The following is a 19,162-nucleotide window of genomic DNA, read 5'->3' as shown; positions in this document are numbered from 1 at the left end:
GGCGCTCCTTTCGCATGTTCCACCCCTATGTATCCAGGAAGAAGCAGCCACCGTGTCTGACCCGAACGTGAACGACGCCATCGAGCCTGTCGAGTCCGTCGAGGACGAGCTCGACACCGTCGAGGGCGCGGACAGCGAGGACACCGAGACCTCCGCCGAGGTCGAGGCTGCCGACGCCGTCGCGGACGACGCCGCCGAGGCGGAGACCGAGGACGCCGAAGAGGCCGCGGAAGAACTCGAGGAAGAGCCCGAGGACGACCGCGACCCGATCGAGAAGCTCCGCGAGGAACTGCGGGTCCTGCCCGGCGAGTGGTACGTCATCCACACCTACGCCGGCTACGAGAACCGCGTGAAGACCAACCTGGAGCAGCGCGCCGTCTCGCTGAACGTCGAGGACTACATCTTCCAGGCCGAGGTGCCGCAGGAAGAGGTCGTCCAGATCAAGAACGGCGATCGCAAGACGATCAAGCAGAACAAGCTCCCGGGCTACGTCCTGGTCCGTATGGACCTGACGAACGAGTCCTGGGGCGTCGTCCGCAACACCCCGGGTGTCACCGGCTTCGTGGGCAACGCCTACGACCCGTACCCGCTGACGCTGGACGAGATCGTCAAGATGCTCGCCCCGGAGGCCGAGGAGAAGGCCGCCCGCGAGGCCGCCGAGGCCGAGGGCAAGCCGGCTCCGCAGCGCAAGGTCGAGGTCCAGGTGCTGGACTTCGAGGTCGGCGACTCGGTCACCGTCACTGACGGCCCGTTCGCCACGCTCCAGGCGACCATCAACGAGATCAACCCGGACTCGAAGAAGGTCAAGGGCCTCGTGGAGATCTTCGGCCGCGAGACGCCGGTCGAGCTCTCCTTCGACCAGATCCAGAAGAACTAGCACCACCCCGGCTTCCGAGCAGGTCAGACGGGCTCCTGGAGTCTGCCTGACCTGCTCGGTTTTTGGCCGCGCATAGATACCCGTTATCGTTGTGCGGTATGCCTCCATCCGGCTGATCCGGATCGGAGGCTGGAAAACTCTCACTAGGACCCGGAGAGAGCACATGCCTCCCAAGAAGAAGAAGGTCACGGGGCTCATCAAGCTCCAGATCCAGGCCGGTGCCGCCAACCCGGCCCCGCCGGTCGGCCCCGCGCTGGGCCAGCACGGCGTCAACATCATGGAGTTCTGCAAGGCCTACAACGCCGCGACCGAGTCGCAGCGTGGCTGGGTCGTGCCGGTGGAGATCACGGTCTACGAGGACCGCTCCTTCACCTTCATCACCAAGACCCCGCCGGCCGCGAAGATGATCCTCAAGGCCGCGGGCGTGGCGAAGGGCTCGAGCGAGCCGCACAAGACCAAGGTCGCGAAGATCACGCGTGACCAGGTCCGCGAGATCGCCACCACCAAGATGCCCGACCTCAACGTCAACGACCTGGACGCCGCCGAGAAGATCATCGCCGGCACCGCCCGTTCCATGGGCGTCACGGTCGAGGGCTGAGCCCCAACCCCATCAGCAGAAGTGGCAGGGCCTGCTCGGCCCGGACCACGACTCCTAAGAATCCACAGGAGCAGTAGTGAGCAAGCGCAGCAAGTCCCTTCGCGCTGCGGACGCCAAGATCGACCGGGAGAAGCTCTACGCCCCGCTCGAGGCCGTCCGTCTCGCCAAGGAGACCTCCACGACCAAGTTCGACGGCACCGTCGAGGTCGCCTTCCGTCTGGGTGTCGACCCGCGCAAGGCCGACCAGATGGTCCGTGGCACCGTGAACCTCCCGCACGGCACCGGTAAGACCGCCCGGGTCCTGGTCTTCGCGACCGGCGACCGTGCCGAGGCCGCGCGTGCCGCGGGCGCCGACATCGTCGGCGCCGACGAGCTGATCGACGAGGTGTCGAAGGGCCGTCTGGACTTCGACGCCGTCGTCGCCACCCCGGACCTCATGGGCAAGGTCGGCCGCCTCGGCCGTGTGCTCGGTCCGCGTGGTCTGATGCCGAACCCGAAGACGGGCACCGTGACCCCGGACGTGGCCAAGGCCGTGACCGAGATCAAGGGCGGCAAGATCGAGTTCCGTGTGGACAAGCACGCGAACCTGCACTTCATCATCGGCAAGTCGTCCTTCGACGACACCAAGCTGGTGGAGAACTACGGCGCCGCGCTGGAGGAGATCCTCCGTCTGAAGCCGTCCGCCGCCAAGGGCCGGTACATCAAGAAGGCCGCCATCACCACCACGATGGGCCCCGGCATCCCGGTCGACCCGAACCGCACCCGCAACCTCCTCGTCGAGGAGGACCCGGCCGCGGTCTGAGCCTGACAGCTCACGCAACCGGTCACGGGCCCCGCACCTCTCACAGGTGCGGGGCCCGTTCCCTTTTCCGGTACGTACGCCGGTGGCCTGGGTTAACGTGCGGGAACCGGATGCGAACGGGGGGACGTATGCAGGGCAGGACCGTGCGCAGCGTGGGCCTGGTGCTCGCGGTGGCGAGCGCGCTGACGGGGGTGGCCGCCTGCACCTCCGCGGACTCCTCCGACGGCCCCCGCAAGGACGACCGCGCCGCCCACGGCCGGTCCGTCGCGGCCCTGCGCTCCGCCGAGCGCGCCACCGAGCGGGCCGGATCGGCCCGGGTCGAGTCCACGACGACCATGGGCTCGCTGATGTCCATGACCGCCGACGGCACCCTCGGCTGGGGCGACGGCATCACCGGCACCCTGAGCATCACGTACACCGGCGGCGCCCTGGCCGACACGATGCGCAGGCTCGGCAGCACCTCCATGGAGGCCCGCTACCTGCCCGACGCCTACTACGCGCGCATGGGCGAAAAGTTCGCCGAGCAGGCCGGCGGCAAGCACTGGATCCGGTACGCCTACGAGGACCTGAAGGCCCTCGCCGGGGGTTCCGGAGCCCATCTCGGCGACCAGATGCGCAGCACCACACCGAACCAGTCCGTGAAGCTCCTGCTGGCCTCCGGGGACGTCAGGAAGGCCGGCGAGGAGTCCGTGCGCGGCCGGCGCGCCACGCACTACTCCGGCACCGTGGCCGCCGCGGACGTCACCGACGCCGCCCTGAAGAAGCAGCTCACGGAGGCCGGTGTCACCACCGAGACCGTCGACATCTGGATCGACGAGCGGAACCTGCTGGTCAAGAAGGTGGAGAAGGCGCGGATGAGCACGGGCCTGATGACCCAGACCGCGCACTACGGCGACTACGGCGTGCCGGTCCGGGCCGAGCGGCCCCCGGTGTCCGACACCGGGGACTTCGAGGACCTGATGCGGAAGAAGGCGGGTACGCCCTGAGCTCCCCGTGAATCCGCATAGATCACTTGTGCCCCTCTGGGATAGGCTCACGGCCTTGCTGTGAAGCAACCACGCATTCCTTGGGGGGAATCAATGAAGACATCCATACCTGTCGCCGGGCTGGGTGCCCTGCTGCTCGCCGCCGGCGCGGTCGGCTGCGGTTCGGAGCAGTCGCCGGAGATGACGCCCGCGGCCGCCGTCGCCAAGGCGGCGAAGAACACGGAGGACATCACGTCCCTCCGCTACCGCATGAGCGGCACCGTGCCGGAGTCGGGCCAGGTCAAGGGTGAGGCGTCGATGCGCCTGAAGCCCACGATCGCCATGAGCATGAAGATGACGGCGCCCGCCCAGGGAGCCACCGAGGCCGTGGAGATTCGCCTCGTCGACAAGGCCATGTACATCGGTGGGGGAGCCGAGATGGCCAAGGAGATGGACGGCAAGACCTGGATGAAGTTCGACCTGTCCGGGTCCGACGCGGGCAAGGACCTGGACAAACTGGGGTCCACCAGCCAGGCCGAGCAGAACCCGGCGGCGGAGTCCACCTTCCTCACGGGCGCCAAGGACGTGAAGAAGGTCGGCTCCGAGAAGGTCGAGGGCGTCGAGACGACCCACTACACGGGCACCGTCACGCTCAAGGACCTCCGCGCGTCCCTCAAGGACGGCAAGGCGGACACCCGCGAGCAGCGGGAGAAGAGCATCAAGCAGTACGAGAAGCTGGGCGTCGACAAGCTCACGATGGACATGTGGGTCGACGGCGACGACCACACCAAGCAGTTCCGGATGAAGGGCGACGCCGACAAGGGCCCGCTCGACATGACCATCACTTTCCTCGACTACAACAAGCCGGTGAACGTCACGGCCCCGCCGGCCAAGGACGTCGCCGACCTCGCCGACCTGTTCAAGGAACTCGACGCGAGCTGATCCGTCGTACGGGCGGATTTGCTTGACGGCGATCCGTTCCCGTACCCTCCTACAGAAGCCAAAGACCGCTGGTCGTTTACCGCGCGCTCGGACGAGGGCGCGGTGGCCGAAGGATCCGCTGAACGGCGGACGGCCCGCGCAGGTGACACTTGGAGAAGCTCCCGTAGTCCGCCGCCCCGTGCGTGCGTGCAAGCGGTCGAGCTGCGCCCCGTGCCCCTGCGCCGGGGCGTTTCGTTTTCCCCAGTCCTCCTTCGGGTCCGCGCGGTCCGAATCACCCGGAAGGAGGCCGAGGCTCATGGCGAGGCCTGACAAGGTCGATGCCGTCGAGGAGATGCGGGACAAGTTCCGCGACTCCAACGGCGCTGTCGTTACTGCGTACACCGGTCTCACCGTGGCGCAGCTGCAGCAGCTGCGTCGTTCACTCGGTGAGAACGCTCATTACCGTGTGGCGAAGAACACGCTGACCAAGATTGCGGCCAACGAGGCCGGGATCACCGCGATCGACGACCTCTTCACGGGTTCGTCGGCCGTCGCCTTCGTGACCGGTGACCCGGTCGAGGCGGCGAAGGGTCTCCGTGACTTCGCCAAGGACAACCCCAACCTGGTCATCAAGGGCGGCGTCCTTGACGGCAAGGCGTTGTCCGCCGATGAGATCAAGAAGCTTGCGGACCTCGAGTCCCGCGAGGTTCTGCTCTCCAAGCTGGCCGGTGCCATGAAGGGCAAGCAGTCCCAGGCTGCCTCTGTCTTCCAGGCGCTGCCGTCGAAGCTCGTCCGCACCGTGGACGCGCTCCGTGCCAAGCAGGACGAGCAGGGCGGTGCCGAGTAACTCGGCTCGCATCCCGGCCCCCGCTGCCTGAACGCGGAGGCCGTCGCGGGCCAGTAGTACGCCCGCCTCACATGTACATCCGGCACCTGCCGATTTAGTGGAAGGACCGCCAATCATGGCGAAGCTCAGCCAGGAAGACCTGCTCGCGCAGTTCGAGGAGATGACCCTCATCGAGCTCTCCGAGTTCGTGAAGGCGTTCGAGGAGAAGTTCGACGTCACCGCCGCCGCGGCCGCCCCGGTCGTCATGGCCGGTGGCGCCGGTGGCGCCGCCGCCGCCGAGGCCGAGCCGGAGAAGGACGAGTTCGACGTCATCCTCACCGGTGCCGGCGACAAGAAGATCCAGGTCATCAAGGTCGTGCGTGAGCTGACCTCCCTGGGCCTGAAGGAGGCCAAGGACCTGGTCGACGGTGCGCCGAAGCCGGTTCTGGAGAAGGTCAACAAGGAGGCCGCCGACAAGGCCAAGGAGTCCCTCGAGGGCGCCGGTGCCTCCGTCGAGGTCAAGTAAGACCTCCCGGATCCGCCAGGATCCACGACACGTCCCGCTGGGCGTGTAACGCGTAAGCGCGGAAGAGCGATCATCCATCCGGGTGGTCGCTCTTCGGCGTTTCCGGGGTCCGGCCACGGTTGCCTTGCACCCTCTGTGGCGGGGGGTATGGTGATCTTCGTCGTGTCTCTGGGCGGGGCCCCGGTTCGGGCAGGGGGGCCTTGACGAACCGCACGCAGCGCGCAATTCTCAGGACGCGTCGTCACAAGGATCCGAATCCGAGGTATGGATCGGCGACGAAGAGGGCAGTATCAACGTGCGTTGAGGGCAGCGCCTTGTCGCAGGAGTGGAACAACGAGGGTCAACACGGGTTTCACAACCCGGACTGGACATCAGTGTGCCAAGTGGCTACACTGACCCTTTGCGCTGCCTGTTAGCTGTCCCCTGCCCGTCACCAGGGGTCTGCCCTCGCCCGAGCATCGACGACAAGAGCTGTCTGACCTGGCCTTTAGGCCGGACCGACGCAGCTTGTCTCTGTGTACGGGAGAGGGGCCGGTACGCGCGTAGTGAGTCCGAGCCCTCGGAAGGACCCCCTCTTGGCCGCCTCGCGCAACGCCTCGACCGCGAATACGAACAACGCCGCCAGCACTGCCCCGCTGCGCATCTCTTTTGCAAAGATCAAGGAGCCTCTCGAGGTTCCGAACCTGCTCGCGCTGCAGACCGAGAGCTTCGACTGGCTGCTCGGCAACACCGCCTGGCAGAGTCGGGTCGAGGAGGCTCTCGAGAACGGTCAGGACGTCCCCACCAAGTCCGGGCTCGAGGAGATCTTCGAGGAGATCTCCCCGATCGAGGACTTCAGCGGGTCGATGTCGCTGACCTTCCGCGACCACCGCTTCGAGCCGCCGAAGAACTCGATCGACGAGTGCAAGGAGCGCGACTTCACGTACGCGGCCCCGCTCTTCGTCACCGCCGAGTTCACCAACAACGAGACCGGTGAGATCAAGTCTCAGACGGTCTTCATGGGCGACTTCCCGCTCATGACGAACAAGGGCACCTTCGTCATCAACGGCACCGAGCGTGTCGTGGTGTCGCAGCTCGTCCGTTCGCCCGGCGTCTACTTCGACTCCTCCATCGACAAGACGTCCGACAAGGACATCTTCTCCGCGAAGATCATCCCGTCCCGGGGTGCCTGGCTGGAGATGGAGATCGACAAGCGCGACATGGTCGGTGTCCGCATCGACCGCAAGCGCAAGCAGTCCGTCACCGTCCTGCTCAAGGCGCTCGGCTGGACCACCGAGCAGATCCTCGAGGAGTTCGGCGAGTACGAGTCCATGCGCGCCACCCTGGAGAAGGACCACACCCAGGGCCAGGACGACGCGCTGCTCGACATCTACCGCAAGCTGCGCCCGGGCGAGCCCCCCACGCGTGAGGCCGCGCAGACGCTGCTCGAGAACCTCTACTTCAACCCCAAGCGCTACGACCTGGCCAAGGTCGGCCGTTACAAGGTCAACAAGAAGCTGGGTACGGACACCCCGCTGGACGCCGGGATCCTGACCGTCGAGGACATCATCGCGACGATCAAGTACCTGGTGAAGCTGCACGCCGGCGAGACCGAGACGGTCGGTGACAACGGCACGTCCGTGGTCGTCGAGACCGACGACATCGACCACTTCGGCAACCGCCGCCTGCGCAGCGTCGGCGAGCTCATCCAGAACCAGGTCCGTACGGGTCTGGCGCGTATGGAGCGTGTCGTCCGCGAGCGGATGACGACCCAGGACGTCGAGGCGATCACGCCGCAGACCCTGATCAACATCCGGCCGGTCGTCGCCTCCATCAAGGAGTTCTTCGGCACCAGCCAGCTGTCCCAGTTCATGGACCAGAACAACCCGCTGTCGGGTCTGACGCACAAGCGGCGTCTTTCCGCGCTCGGCCCGGGTGGTCTGTCCCGTGAGCGGGCCGGCTTCGAGGTCCGTGACGTGCACCCCTCGCACTACGGCCGCATGTGCCCGATCGAGACCCCTGAAGGCCCGAACATCGGTCTGATCGGCTCGCTCGCCACCTATGGTCGTGTGAACGCGTTCGGTTTCGTCGAGACCCCGTACCGCAAGGTGTTCGAGGGCCAGGTCACCGACCAGGTCGACTACCTCACGGCCGACGAGGAGGACCGCTTCGTCATCGCGCAGGCCAACGCGCCGCTGACGGACGACCTCCGCTTCGCCGAGGCCCGCGTGCTGGTCCGCCGTAAGGGCGGCGAGGTCGACTACGTCGGCCCCGAGGACGTGGACTACATGGACGTCTCGCCGCGCCAGATGGTGTCGGTCGCGACCGCCATGATCCCCTTCCTGGAGCACGACGACGCCAACCGTGCCCTCATGGGCGCGAACATGATGCGCCAGGCCGTTCCGCTGATCCAGGCGGAGTCCCCGCTCGTCGGCACCGGCATGGAGTACCGCTCCGCGGTCGACGCCGGCGACGTGGTCAAGGCCGAGAAGGCCGGTGTGGTCCAGGAGGTCTCCGCGGACTACATCACCACCGCCAACGACGACGGCACGTACATCACGTACCGCCTGGCCAAGTTCGCCCGCTCCAACCAGGGCACCTCGGTCAACCAGAAGGTCATCGTGGCCGAGGGCGACCGGATCATCGAGGGCCAGGTCCTCGCCGACGGTCCGGCCACCCAGCGGGGCGAGATGGCGCTGGGCAAGAACCTGCTCGTGGCGTTCATGCCGTGGGAGGGTCACAACTACGAGGACGCGATCATCCTGTCGCAGCGCCTCGTGCAGGACGACGTCCTCTCCTCGATCCACATCGAGGAGCACGAGGTCGACGCCCGTGACACCAAGCTCGGCCCCGAGGAGATCACCCGGGACATCCCGAACGTCTCCGAGGAGGTCCTCGCCGACCTCGACGAGCGCGGCATCATCCGCATCGGTGCCGAGGTCATCGCCGGTGACATCCTCGTCGGCAAGGTCACGCCCAAGGGTGAGACCGAGCTGACGCCCGAGGAGCGCCTGCTGCGCGCGATCTTCGGTGAGAAGGCCCGTGAGGTCCGTGACACCTCGCTGAAGGTGCCGCACGGCGAGACCGGCAAGGTCATCGGTGTGCGCGTCTTCGACCGCGAGGAGGGCGACGAGCTTCCCCCCGGTGTGAACCAGCTGGTGCGCGTCTACGTCGCGCAGAAGCGCAAGATCACCGACGGTGACAAGCTCGCCGGCCGTCACGGCAACAAGGGCGTCATCTCGAAGATCCTGCCGATCGAGGACATGCCGTTCCTGGAGGACGGCACCCCGGTCGACATCATCCTCAACCCGCTCGGTGTCCCGTCCCGAATGAACCCGGGACAGGTGCTGGAGATCCACCTCGGCTGGCTCGCCAGCCAGGGCTGGGACGTCTCCGGTCTCGCCGACGAGTGGGCGCAGCGTCTCCAGGCCATCGACGCCGACCAGGTCCCGCCGCGGACCAACGTCGCGACGCCGGTCTTCGACGGTGCCCGCGAGGACGAGCTGGCCGGTCTGCTGGAGCACACCATCCCGAACCGCGACGGCGAGCGCATGGTGCTCCCGTCCGGCAAGGCGCGGCTGTTCGACGGCCGCTCCGGTGAGCCGTTCCCGGAGCCGATCTCGGTCGGCTACATGTACATCCTCAAGCTGCACCACCTGGTCGACGACAAGCTGCACGCCCGTTCGACCGGCCCCTACTCGATGATCACCCAGCAGCCGCTGGGTGGTAAGGCCCAGTTCGGTGGCCAGCGCTTCGGTGAGATGGAGGTGTGGGCGCTGGAGGCTTACGGCGCCGCGTACGCCCTCCAGGAGCTGCTGACCATCAAGTCCGACGACGTGACCGGCCGCGTGAAGGTCTACGAGGCCATCGTCAAGGGCGAGAACATCCCCGAGCCCGGCATCCCCGAGTCCTTCAAGGTGCTCATCAAGGAGATGCAGTCTCTCTGCCTGAACGTGGAGGTGCTGTCCAGCGACGGTATGTCCATCGAGATGCGTGACACCGACGAGGACGTCTTCCGCGCTGCGGAGGAGCTCGGCATCGACCTGTCCCGGCGCGAGCCGAGCAGCGTCGAAGAGGTCTGACGGGAGTCCGGCGGGCCTTGGGAGACCAAGGCCCGCCGGCCCCAGGACCCCCGTATCAGACCAAAGACTTACAACCCTGAGAGGGATTGACGCATAGTGCTCGACGTCAACTTCTTCGACGAGCTCCGGATCGGTCTGGCTACCGCTGACGACATCCGTCAGTGGAGCCACGGCGAGGTCAAGAAGCCCGAGACCATCAACTACCGCACGCTCAAGCCCGAAAAGGACGGACTCTTCTGCGAGAAGATCTTCGGTCCGACCCGGGACTGGGAGTGCTACTGCGGCAAGTACAAGCGCGTCCGCTTCAAGGGCATCATCTGTGAGCGGTGTGGCGTCGAGGTCACCCGTGCCAAGGTGCGCCGTGAGCGGATGGGCCACATCGAGCTCGCCGCGCCCGTGACGCACATCTGGTACTTCAAGGGCGTTCCGTCGCGGCTGGGTTACCTGCTCGACCTCGCCCCGAAGGACCTGGAGAAGGTCATCTACTTCGCGGCGTACATGATCACGTACGTGGACGAGGAGCGCCGTACGCGCGACCTGCCCTCGCTGGAGGCCCACGTCTCCGTCGAGCGCCAGCAGATCGAGCAGCGCCGCGACGCCGACCTGGAGGCCCGCGCCAAGAAGCTCGAGACCGACCTGGCCGAGCTGGAGGCCGAGGGCGCCAAGGCCGACGTGCGCCGCAAGGTGCGCGAGGGTGCCGAGCGCGAGATGAAGCAGCTGCGTGACCGTGCGCAGCGCGAGATCGACCGTCTCGACGAGGTGTGGAACCGCTTCAAGAACCTCAAGGTCCAGGACCTCGAGGGCGACGAGCTGCTCTACCGCGAGCTGCGTGACCGCTTCGGCACGTACTTCGACGGCTCGATGGGTGCCGCGGCGCTGCAGAAGCGCCTGGAGTCCTTCGACCTCGACGAGGAGGCCGAGCGCCTCCGCGAGATCATCCGGACCGGCAAGGGCCAGAAGAAGACCCGTGCGCTCAAGCGCCTGAAGGTCGTCTCCGCGTTCCTGCAGACCAGCAACAGCCCCAAGGGCATGGTGCTGGACTGCGTCCCGGTCATCCCGCCGGACCTGCGTCCGATGGTGCAGCTGGACGGTGGCCGCTTCGCGACCTCCGACCTGAACGACCTGTACCGCCGTGTGATCAACCGGAACAACCGACTGAAGCGGCTTCTCGACCTCGGTGCGCCCGAGATCATCGTGAACAACGAGAAGCGCATGCTCCAGGAGGCCGTCGACGCGCTGTTCGACAACGGCCGCCGTGGCCGTCCGGTCACCGGTCCCGGTAACCGCCCGCTGAAGTCCCTCAGCGACATGCTGAAGGGTAAGCAGGGTCGCTTCCGTCAGAACCTGCTCGGTAAGCGTGTGGACTACTCCGCGCGTTCCGTGATCGTCGTCGGTCCGCAGCTCAAGCTGCACCAGTGCGGTCTGCCGAAGGCGATGGCGCTGGAGCTCTTCAAGCCGTTCGTGATGAAGCGCCTGGTCGACCTGAACCACGCGCAGAACATCAAGTCGGCGAAGCGCATGGTCGAGCGCGGCCGCACGGTCGTGTACGACGTGCTGGAAGAGGTCATCGCGGAGCACCCGGTTCTGCTGAACCGTGCGCCCACGCTGCACCGCCTCGGCATCCAGGCCTTCGAGCCGCAGCTGGTCGAGGGCAAGGCCATCCAGATCCACCCGCTCGTCTGCACCGCGTTCAACGCGGACTTCGACGGTGACCAGATGGCCGTGCACCTGCCGCTGTCCGCGGAGGCGCAGGCCGAGGCCCGCATCCTGATGCTGTCCTCGAACAACATCCTCAAGCCGGCCGACGGCCGTCCGGTGACGATGCCGACCCAGGACATGGTCCTCGGTCTGTTCTTCCTCACCACCGACGGCGAGATGCGCGACCTCAAGGGCGAGGGCCGTTCCTTCGCCTCGGTCGCCGAGGCGATCATGGCCTTCGACGCGGGCGAGCTGTCGCTCCAGTCGAGGATCGACGTCCGCTTCCCGGTCGGCACCATCCCGCCGCGTGGCTGGACCCCGCCGGCGCGTGAGGAGGGTGAGCCCGAGTGGCAGCAGGGTGACAGCTTCCGGCTGAACACCACCCTGGGCCGTGCGCTGTTCAACGAGCTGCTGCCCGAGGACTACCCGTTCGTCGACTACGAGGTCGGCAAGAAGCAGCTCTCCGAGATCGTCAACGACCTCGCCGAGCGCTACCCGAAGGTCATCGTGGCGGCGACGCTCGACAACCTGAAGGCGGCCGGCTTCTTCTGGGCGACCCGTTCCGGTGTCACCGTGGCCATCTCCGACGTCGTCGTTCCCGAGGCGAAGAAGGAGATCGTCAAGGGCTACGAGGCGCAGGACGAGAAGGTCCAGAAGCAGTACGAGCGCGGTCTGATCACCAAGGACGAGCGCACGCAGGAGCTCATCGCGATCTGGACCAAGGCGACCAACGAGGTCGCCGAGGCGATGAACGACAACTTCCCGAAGACCAACCCGATCTTCATGATGGTGAACTCGGGTGCACGAGGCAACATGATGCAGATGCGTCAGATCGCCGGTATGCGTGGTCTGGTGTCGAACGCGAAGAACGAGACGATCCCGCGTCCGATCAAGGCCTCCTTCCGTGAGGGCCTGTCCGTGCTGGAGTACTTCATCTCCACGCACGGTGCCCGTAAGGGTCTGGCGGACACCGCTCTGCGTACCGCCGACTCGGGTTACCTCACCCGTCGTCTGGTCGACGTCTCCCAGGACGTCATCATTCGCGAGGAGGACTGCGGCACCGAGCGCGGTCTGCGTCTGCAGATCGCGAGCCGGAACGCCGAGGGCACGCTGCTCAAGGCGGAGGACGTTGAGACGTCCGTGTACGCGCGCTGCCTCGCCGAGGACATCGTGGTCGACGGCAAGGTGCTGGCCCCGGCCGGTACCGACCTCGGCGACGTGCTCATCGACGAGCTGGTCCGCCACGGCGTCGAGGAGGTCAAGACCCGCTCGGTCCTGACCTGCGAGTCCGCCGTCGGCACCTGCGCGATGTGCTACGGCCGTTCGCTGGCCACCGGCAAGCTGGTCGACATCGGTGAGGCGGTCGGCATCATCGCCGCCCAGTCCATCGGTGAGCCCGGTACCCAGCTGACGATGCGTACCTTCCACACCGGTGGTGTGGCCGGTGACGACATCACCCAGGGTCTGCCGCGTGTCGTCGAGCTCTTCGAGGCCCGTACCCCGAAGGGTGTCGCCCCGATCTCCGAGGCCTCCGGCCGCGTGCGGATCGAGGAGACCGAGAAGACCAAGAAGATCGTCATCACGCCGGACGACGGCAGCGACGAGACGGCGTACCCGATCTCGAAGCGCGCCCGACTCCTGGTCAGCGAGGGCGAGCACGTCGAGGTGGGCCAGAAGCTCACCGTGGGTGCCACCAACCCGCACGACGTGCTGCGCATCCTGGGCCAGCGTGCCGTCCAGGTCCACCTGGTCGGCGAGGTCCAGAAGGTCTACAACTCGCAGGGTGTGTCGATCCACGACAAGCACATCGAGATCATCATCCGGCAGATGCTCCGCCGTGTGACGATCATCGAGTCCGGCGACGCCGAGCTGCTGCCCGGCGAGCTGGTCGAGCGCTCGAAGTTCGAGACCGAGAACCGTCGTGTGGTCCAGGAGGGCGGTCACCCGGCCTCCGGTCGTCCGCAGCTCATGGGTATCACCAAGGCCTCGCTGGCCACGGAGTCCTGGCTGTCGGCGGCGTCCTTCCAGGAGACGACGCGAGTCCTCACCGACGCGGCGATCAACGCCAAGTCCGACTCGCTCATCGGCCTCAAGGAGAACGTCATCATCGGTAAGCTCATCCCGGCCGGTACGGGTCTGTCCCGCTACCGCAACATCCGGGTGGAGCCGACCGAGGAGGCCAAGGCCGCGATGTACTCGGCCGTCGGCTACGACGACATCGACTACTCGCCGTTCGGCACGGGCTCCGGCCAGGCCGTGCCGCTGGAGGACTACGACTACGGTCCGTACAACCAGTAAGCGAGCAGCCATGTGAAGGGCGGCCATCCCTCGGTGAGGGGTGGCCGCCCTTTGGCGTACAGGTCAGAAGGTGGAGACGTCCCAGGTGACGTTGAGCTCGCTGAGCCCGTGGTCCGAGAGCAGCATGGAGCGCTGTAGGCGCCTGAGCGCCGGCGAGGGTTCGAGGCCCAGTTCGGTGACCAGAGTGGCGCGCATGCGCTGGTAGACGTCCAGAGCTTCCGATCGGCGCCCCGAGCGGTACAGCGCGAGCATCAGATGCGCGCACAGGCCTTCATGGGTCGGGTGCTGCGCAATGATGCTCCGCAGCTCGCTGAGCAGCTCGTGGTGCCTGCCCAGGCGAAGGTCGGATTCGATTCTGCGGTCCAGGCAGTTGAGCCGGGCTTCCTCTATCCTCTCCACCTCCCGTTGCAATCGGGGGCCGGCCTGCACGTCCGCCAGGGCCTGGCCGCGGCAGAGCCCCAGCGCCTGCGCGAAATTCTCCGATGCGGCCTCGAAATCGCCCTTCTCCCTGGCCCGGTGGCCGGCCGCGGCCAGTTGCTCGAAGTTGTCCAGCACGACTCGCCCGACGGGGGCCCGCAGGAGGTAGCCGCCGGGCAGGGTGACCAGGATGTCCTTGGCCCCGGGCGTCTTGGCGGGACAGCCGTCGGGATCCCTTCCGGCGGCCGTGGCGATGTTCTTACGCAGATGCAGGATGTAACTCTGCATCGCTGTCTTGGCGCTGGCAGGCTTCTTCTCCGTCGACCACAGTTCGTCCATCAGGGACGCGAGAGGGACGAACTGGTTGGCCTGCACGGCAAGCATGGCCAGCACGGTCCGCGGTTTGGCGGCCGTCGGTACGATCGAAGCGGTTTGCTGTGAGACCGCGAGCGGTCCCAGTACATCGACCTCCATGGAATTCCCCCGTTGTGAGACACATGCGGTTGATGCCGACTACTGAGGAAACGTTTTCCCGTGGTGGTGGAGAAACAGACGAGAACGGAGAGCTCACATTGCCTTGGCGCTGAATGCGCAGCCGGGCCTTGTCGCCGTGGAGGCCGCGGTGGGCTGCGGAGCTCTCAAGGAACTCATTCATCACGTCGGCGATGTTCACGCCGTAGGAACCAAGGACCTGGCCGACGCTCTGTTTTTCTCTCGCCTGCTCCCGCACGGGCACCTGTCCCCCGACCTGTGGCACATACTGGATGCTTGATCGTATTTGCGACACCTGACATTACGTGAAGTTCAGTTGATCTTTCATGGTCATGCGTGGAAAGTGGCCAGCGGGTCATGGCGCAAGGGGAAAGCGATTTCACCGGAGCGCGGTTTAGTGGCCGCGGGGGTAATCCGCAGATGAGACGTGATATGTGGCCAATGCAGCGATATGCTCGTGCGGTGGCGCTTCGGTGCAGTGGTCGGAGGACAGCGCCCGGATCGACCGGCCGCGACTCCCGCCGGGCGGTGTCGTACGGCGTATTTTCCGTCTCAAAAGCGATGTACGCCGGCCAGCCCGGAGAGCACCGTCAGGGCGTCCGTCTCATAGAGGACCTCACAGGCGCGGCTCACCGCGTAGCAGAGGAAGTAGCGCTCCGTGAGGGTCAGCCCTGCACTGTGCAGACCCAGGTACAGCAGGCTGGTCAGCAGGCGCGCGGCCAGGAAGGCCGGGTCGCGGTTGAGGAAGTCGCGCAGCCCGTCGGACGCGCCGACGATCCGGTGGAAGGCGCTCTCGTCCAGCGCGGTGGCGTCCTGTTCCTCCTCGTCCCCCAGCAGCCTCAGCTCCGTACCCGACCGGAACAGATCGGTCGCCGTGGGCTTCGCCGGGCGAACGGCCTCGAACCACTGCCGGGCGGGTTCGGACACCACCGGTCCACGGCCCTCGCACTGGGTGAGCACCGCGTCGACCAAGCCCAGCAGCGTGGGGGCGACCCGCGCGTACTGCTCGCTCATCGCCGACCGCGCGGCCTGCGGATTCCGGCTGGTGGCGAGGAACGCCTCCGCGTGCGAGCGGTAGCTGAGGAAGCCGAGCGGCACGCCGTCCCTGCCCAGCTCGTAGTCCTGTGCGGTCGGCGCCCCCGAGGCGCTGACGCCGCGCAGGTGGGCGGCCATCAGCGCGGCGGCGGCCGCCAGCAGGGCCGGGCGGCCCGCCTCTCCGGCCGCACCGACCGCGAGGAGGGCCGGGCACAGGTCGGCCAGCACCGTGCGGGTGAACGGCGCCAGGGCAGGACCGTCGAACACGGAGCCGGTGAGCGGAACGAGCCGGGCGGGCCCCGTCACGACCTGCACTTCCGTGCCGACTCGGCCCCCGGCCCCGGTCCCGGCTCCGGAGCCCAGTCGGCCCGCCAGCTCCCGTGCTCGTGCGGCGTACTCGCGCGCGGCCTCGCCGTCCTCCGGCCCCAGGGCCAGCTGCACGGACAGGGTGGGCTGCGCCGGACCGGTACCGCGTACGAAGAATGCCGGTGTCGGCGCGTCCGTGGCCGGGGGCTCGGTGAGCAGCGGTCGCACGATCCCGGCCAGCAGCAGGTCGGCGGTACCGGGTGGCGCCGTCAGCGCGATCTCCAGCCATTGCCGATGGTGAGCGGTGCTCCCGGCGTCTGTCCGGGGCGTGGGCGCCGTCATACGAGTTCCGGCTGGGACATCGCCATCTCGAAGGCGAGCTCGATCAGGGTGAGACCGGCCTGCCGGCGCGGCAGCCGGATGCCCCGGTCGTCCTCGATCAGGCCGCGGCCCCGGAGGAAGTCGGCGAGCGGGGCGATGGCGGGCCGGGTGAGGACTTCGGCCAGGTCCGTGCCGGTCCGGTAGGACCAGTCCTTCCTCGGTACGCCATCGAACATCGCGAGGCCCGCCTGGAGGAGCGAGACCAGTACCCGGTCCTGCCCGGCGGGCACATCGATGTCGAAGCCGAGCGGATCGGCGATGTAGGGGTGCAGCAGGCCCTTCGCATGGGACTGGAACTGCTGGTTGACCAAGGAGATCGCGCCCGAGCCGAGGCCCACGGTGTCGGCTCGCAGCTGGAAGTACATGGCCGCGAACGGCGACACCTTGCCGAAGTAACCGTTGGCGTATTCGGTGAGCCCGGAGGCGTCGATGGCCCGGCGGGCGCGGGCGAACAGGACCTGCTGACGCCGCAGATAGTCCCGCCGCTCGGAGGTCTCCATCCGGCGGCGCATGAAGGTGCCCGGTGTCGGCCGGAACGAATAGAGCGACAAGTGGTTGACGGGCAGTTCCAGGGCCTTGTCGACGGTCCGGGCCAGCTCGTCGGCCTCCTGGTCCGGAAAGCCGGACATGAGGTCGATGGACACGTCCTCGAAGCCGGCCTCGCGGGCGGCGTGGACGATACGGGTGGCCTGCGCGGCGGTGTGCCGACGACCGAGGCGGCGCAGCCGGGTGTCGTCGAAGGACTGCACTCCGCTGGACACCCGGTTGAAGCCCAGGCCGCGGAAGAACGCCAGCTTCCTCGCGTCCACAGTGTCGGGGCTGCACTCGATGGTGGCCTCGGCGACCTCGCTCAGGTCGAAGGAGGTGCGCAGCGCCTCCATGACGGCGGTCGCCTCGCGCTCGTCCAGGCTGCTCGCCGTACCGCCGCCCCAGTAAATGACGTACGGAATGTCCCCGGCAGACCGGTGGGCCGCACCGCGTACCTCTATTTCCTTGCACAGTGCGGTGATGTATTTCTGCCGTACCGAATCATCCGGCTTGCGGAGGAGGTCCTTGGTGGGAATCGCCTGGACCCAGTCGCAGAAGGTGCACTTGGAATGGCAGAAAGGTACGTGCACATAGAGCATCAGCAGGTTCCGCTGCGGAGAGCTGGAGGGGAGTTCCGCGAGTTGAGTGTCCAGTAGTCGTGTCTCCAGGCCGCCCATGGGATTCCTTTCGATGCTGACGCTGCTGAGGACTTGCAGCGGTGCCCCGGGCCGGAGATTCGGCCCGGGGCACCGGTCGGCACATCACTGTGCCGCTGGCTCACCCGACCTGGCGCACCGCGTCAGGAGGAGCAGGAGCAGCAGCACTCACAGGTGGTGCAGGAGGCCGACATGACCTTGGCCACGACCTCGCTGTCCTCGAGGCGGCTGTCGTCCAGGAACTCGGAGATCTCAAGGGCGTCGACGTCCAGCTCGGACAGGTGCACAGCGTCCACTGGAGGCTCCTTTCGTTTCCGGTGAAATGTAGAGCGCAATTTTTGCGCACGACTCGGAGGCTATGCGGGTTGGTTTGTCGGCGTCAAGGAACAAGATATTCAATTTTCCCGCTGCCTTCTCGCTGTGTTGCCGCTAAATCACCGCTAAAGCCGCGCTCAACCGCTGCTGTACTGCTGGTGTGTTTTCGTCATGGAGTCGGGGTTCTGGTTTTCCTCTTCCTTGTTCCCGCTGCTTTGCGGCAGATATAAATTCAGCGTCTCTTCCGGAGTCCACCGCAGGGAGATCTTCGTATGACGCAGAGCCCAGAAGCAGTTGCCGGCGACTTCACGCTCCCGGAACTGGAGGACGTACGACGCGAGGCCGCCAAGGTCGACACCCATGCCGTTCTGGCGCTTCCGGAGAGCGAGGAGCCGGCCTGGTCCAGGGAGGCGATGGCCCTGGCGCTGTGGGAGGACCGGTCGATCAGCACCGAGGAGCTGAAGGCCGCCGCCGAGGCCCGGTGCGCCGCCCGCACGCCCCGCCTGCACACCTTCGTGCCGCTCTACACGACCAACTACTGCGACTCCGAGTGCAAGATGTGCTCCATGCGGAAGGGCAACCTCCGCCTCGACCGCAAGTTCTCCGGCCGCAAGGAGATCACCGCACAGCTGGAGATCCTCTACCACCACGAGGGCGTCCGCGGAGTCGGCTTCCTCACCGGCGAGTACGAGGACAAGCACACCCGGCTCAGCTCGGCCTTCCGGATCGGCTGGGCCATCCGCACCGCCCTCGACATGGGCTACGAGCGGGTCTACTTCAACATCGGCAGCATGGAGCCGGACGAGATCGACGTCCTCGGCGAGTGGATCGGCCACGAGGAACCGGTCACCATGTGCGTCTTCCAGGAGAGCTACGACAAGGAGACCTACGGCCGGTTCATGGGCCAGACCTCCGCCCAGGTCCCCAAGGCGAACTTCGACCGCCGGGTGGTCTCCTTCGACCGCTGGCTCGACGCGGGCTTCCGGTACGTCAACCCCGGCGTGCTGGTGGGCCTGCACGACGACCTCTCCGCCGAGATCGTCAGCCTGGTCTCCCACGGCGCGCACCTGCGGGCCCGGGGTGCGGTCGTCGACCTGTCGGTGCCCCGGATGCGCCCCGCGATGACGTCACGGGACACCACCCGGGTCAACGACGACGACTACCTGCGGATGATGTCGGCGGTCGCCTTCACCTGCCCCGAGCAGCGGCTGGTCCTCACCACCCGGGAACCGCAGGAGTTCCAGGACGTGGCGATGGGCCTGGCCGGGGTGATCTCGCCCGGCAGCCCCGACGTCGCCCCCTACCGACCGGACTCCCGCGCCCGTAACGACGAGGCCAGCTCGCAGTTCCTGGTGGCGGACCTGCGCAGGCCACGACACATCCTGAGCCGTATCGAAGCGGGGGGACGCCCGGTCGAACACTTCGTGGACCCGTCCTCGTCGGCTCCCACGGCGGGCTGA

14 protein-coding genes are annotated in these 19,162 nt (G+C 66.9%); 10 read left to right on the top strand and 4 right to left on the bottom strand.

The features are described 5' to 3' along the window. The first annotated feature begins 52 nt into the window (after positions 1 to 52). The 9 genes from nusG to MQE23_RS18165 all read left to right on the top strand — a co-directional run bounded on the left by nusG (position 53) and on the right by MQE23_RS18165 (position 13,572). Positions 53 to 877 carry a transcription termination/antitermination protein NusG gene (nusG, locus tag MQE23_RS18205; RefSeq protein ID WP_243379615.1) on the top strand — a complete coding sequence of 275 codons (825 nt, stop codon included), beginning with the start codon at positions 53 to 55 and terminating at the stop codon, positions 875 to 877. Between the two features lie 163 nt (positions 878 to 1,040). Next, positions 1,041 to 1,475, top strand: coding sequence for a 50S ribosomal protein L11 (rplK, locus tag MQE23_RS18200; protein ID WP_010036796.1), 435 nt, complete (start codon positions 1,041 to 1,043; stop codon positions 1,473 to 1,475). 76 nt (positions 1,476 to 1,551) lie between these two features. Beyond that, positions 1,552 to 2,277: a 50S ribosomal protein L1 gene (gene rplA / locus MQE23_RS18195; protein ID WP_010036794.1), complete on the top strand. Its 726-nt coding sequence runs from the start codon at positions 1,552 to 1,554 to the stop codon at positions 2,275 to 2,277. Between the two features lie 128 nt (positions 2,278 to 2,405). Continuing rightward, positions 2,406 to 3,263, top strand: coding sequence for a hypothetical protein (locus MQE23_RS18190; protein WP_243379614.1), 858 nt, complete (start codon positions 2,406 to 2,408; stop codon positions 3,261 to 3,263). 93 nt (positions 3,264 to 3,356) lie between these two features. Continuing rightward, a complete protein-coding gene (locus tag MQE23_RS18185) occupies positions 3,357 to 4,184 on the top strand; it encodes a lipoprotein (protein WP_020274896.1) in 828 nt (275 codons plus the stop codon). A 295-nt stretch (positions 4,185 to 4,479) separates the two neighbouring features. Next, on the top strand, positions 4,480 to 5,010 hold the full coding sequence (rplJ, locus tag MQE23_RS18180) for a 50S ribosomal protein L10 (RefSeq protein WP_010036787.1): 531 nt from the start codon (positions 4,480 to 4,482) through the stop codon (positions 5,008 to 5,010). A gap of 115 nt (positions 5,011 to 5,125) precedes the next feature. Then, positions 5,126 to 5,515 (top strand): 50S ribosomal protein L7/L12, encoded by a 390-nt coding sequence (gene rplL / locus MQE23_RS18175; RefSeq protein ID WP_020274897.1) that lies wholly within the window; start codon positions 5,126 to 5,128, stop codon positions 5,513 to 5,515. A 575-nt stretch (positions 5,516 to 6,090) separates the two neighbouring features. Next, positions 6,091 to 9,576 carry a DNA-directed RNA polymerase subunit beta gene (gene rpoB, locus MQE23_RS18170; protein WP_020274898.1) on the top strand — a complete coding sequence of 1,162 codons (3,486 nt, stop codon included), beginning with the start codon at positions 6,091 to 6,093 and terminating at the stop codon, positions 9,574 to 9,576. A gap of 96 nt (positions 9,577 to 9,672) precedes the next feature. Then, a complete protein-coding gene (locus MQE23_RS18165; protein WP_020274899.1) occupies positions 9,673 to 13,572 on the top strand; it encodes a DNA-directed RNA polymerase subunit beta' in 3,900 nt (1,299 codons plus the stop codon). Between the two features lie 63 nt (positions 13,573 to 13,635). Here the strand turns inward: MQE23_RS18165 and MQE23_RS18160 are convergent, their stop codons facing one another. The 4 genes from MQE23_RS18160 to MQE23_RS18145 form a co-directional block, all read right to left on the bottom strand. Further along, positions 13,636 to 14,463, bottom strand: a complete 828-nt coding sequence (locus tag MQE23_RS18160; protein WP_051185653.1) for an AfsR/SARP family transcriptional regulator — start codon at positions 14,461 to 14,463, stop codon at positions 13,636 to 13,638. Positions 14,464 to 15,033: 570 nt separating this feature from the next. After that, positions 15,034 to 16,164: a hypothetical protein gene (locus MQE23_RS18155; RefSeq protein ID WP_243379613.1), complete on the bottom strand. Its 1,131-nt coding sequence runs from the start codon at positions 16,162 to 16,164 to the stop codon at positions 15,034 to 15,036. Next, positions 16,161 to 17,408, bottom strand: coding sequence for a radical SAM protein (locus MQE23_RS18150; protein ID WP_020274902.1), 1,248 nt, complete (start codon positions 17,406 to 17,408; stop codon positions 16,161 to 16,163). The genes MQE23_RS18155 and MQE23_RS18150 overlap by 4 nt, the downstream gene beginning before the upstream one ends. A 122-nt stretch (positions 17,409 to 17,530) precedes the next feature. Then, positions 17,531 to 17,683: a thiocillin/thiostrepton family thiazolyl peptide gene (locus MQE23_RS18145; protein WP_082319995.1), complete on the bottom strand. Its 153-nt coding sequence runs from the start codon at positions 17,681 to 17,683 to the stop codon at positions 17,531 to 17,533. Positions 17,684 to 17,974: 291 nt separating this feature from the next. Between MQE23_RS18145 and nocL the strand changes: the two genes are divergently transcribed. Continuing rightward, on the top strand, positions 17,975 to 19,162 hold the full coding sequence (nocL, locus tag MQE23_RS18140; protein ID WP_020274904.1) for a 3-methyl-2-indolic acid synthase: 1,188 nt from the start codon (positions 17,975 to 17,977) through the stop codon (positions 19,160 to 19,162).

The organism is Streptomyces sp. HP-A2021, from assembly GCF_022807935.1.
GTDB classification, from domain to species: domain Bacteria; phylum Actinomycetota; class Actinomycetes; order Streptomycetales; family Streptomycetaceae; genus Streptomyces; species Streptomyces afghaniensis.
This window is presented reverse-complemented; position numbering and strand designations above follow the sequence as displayed.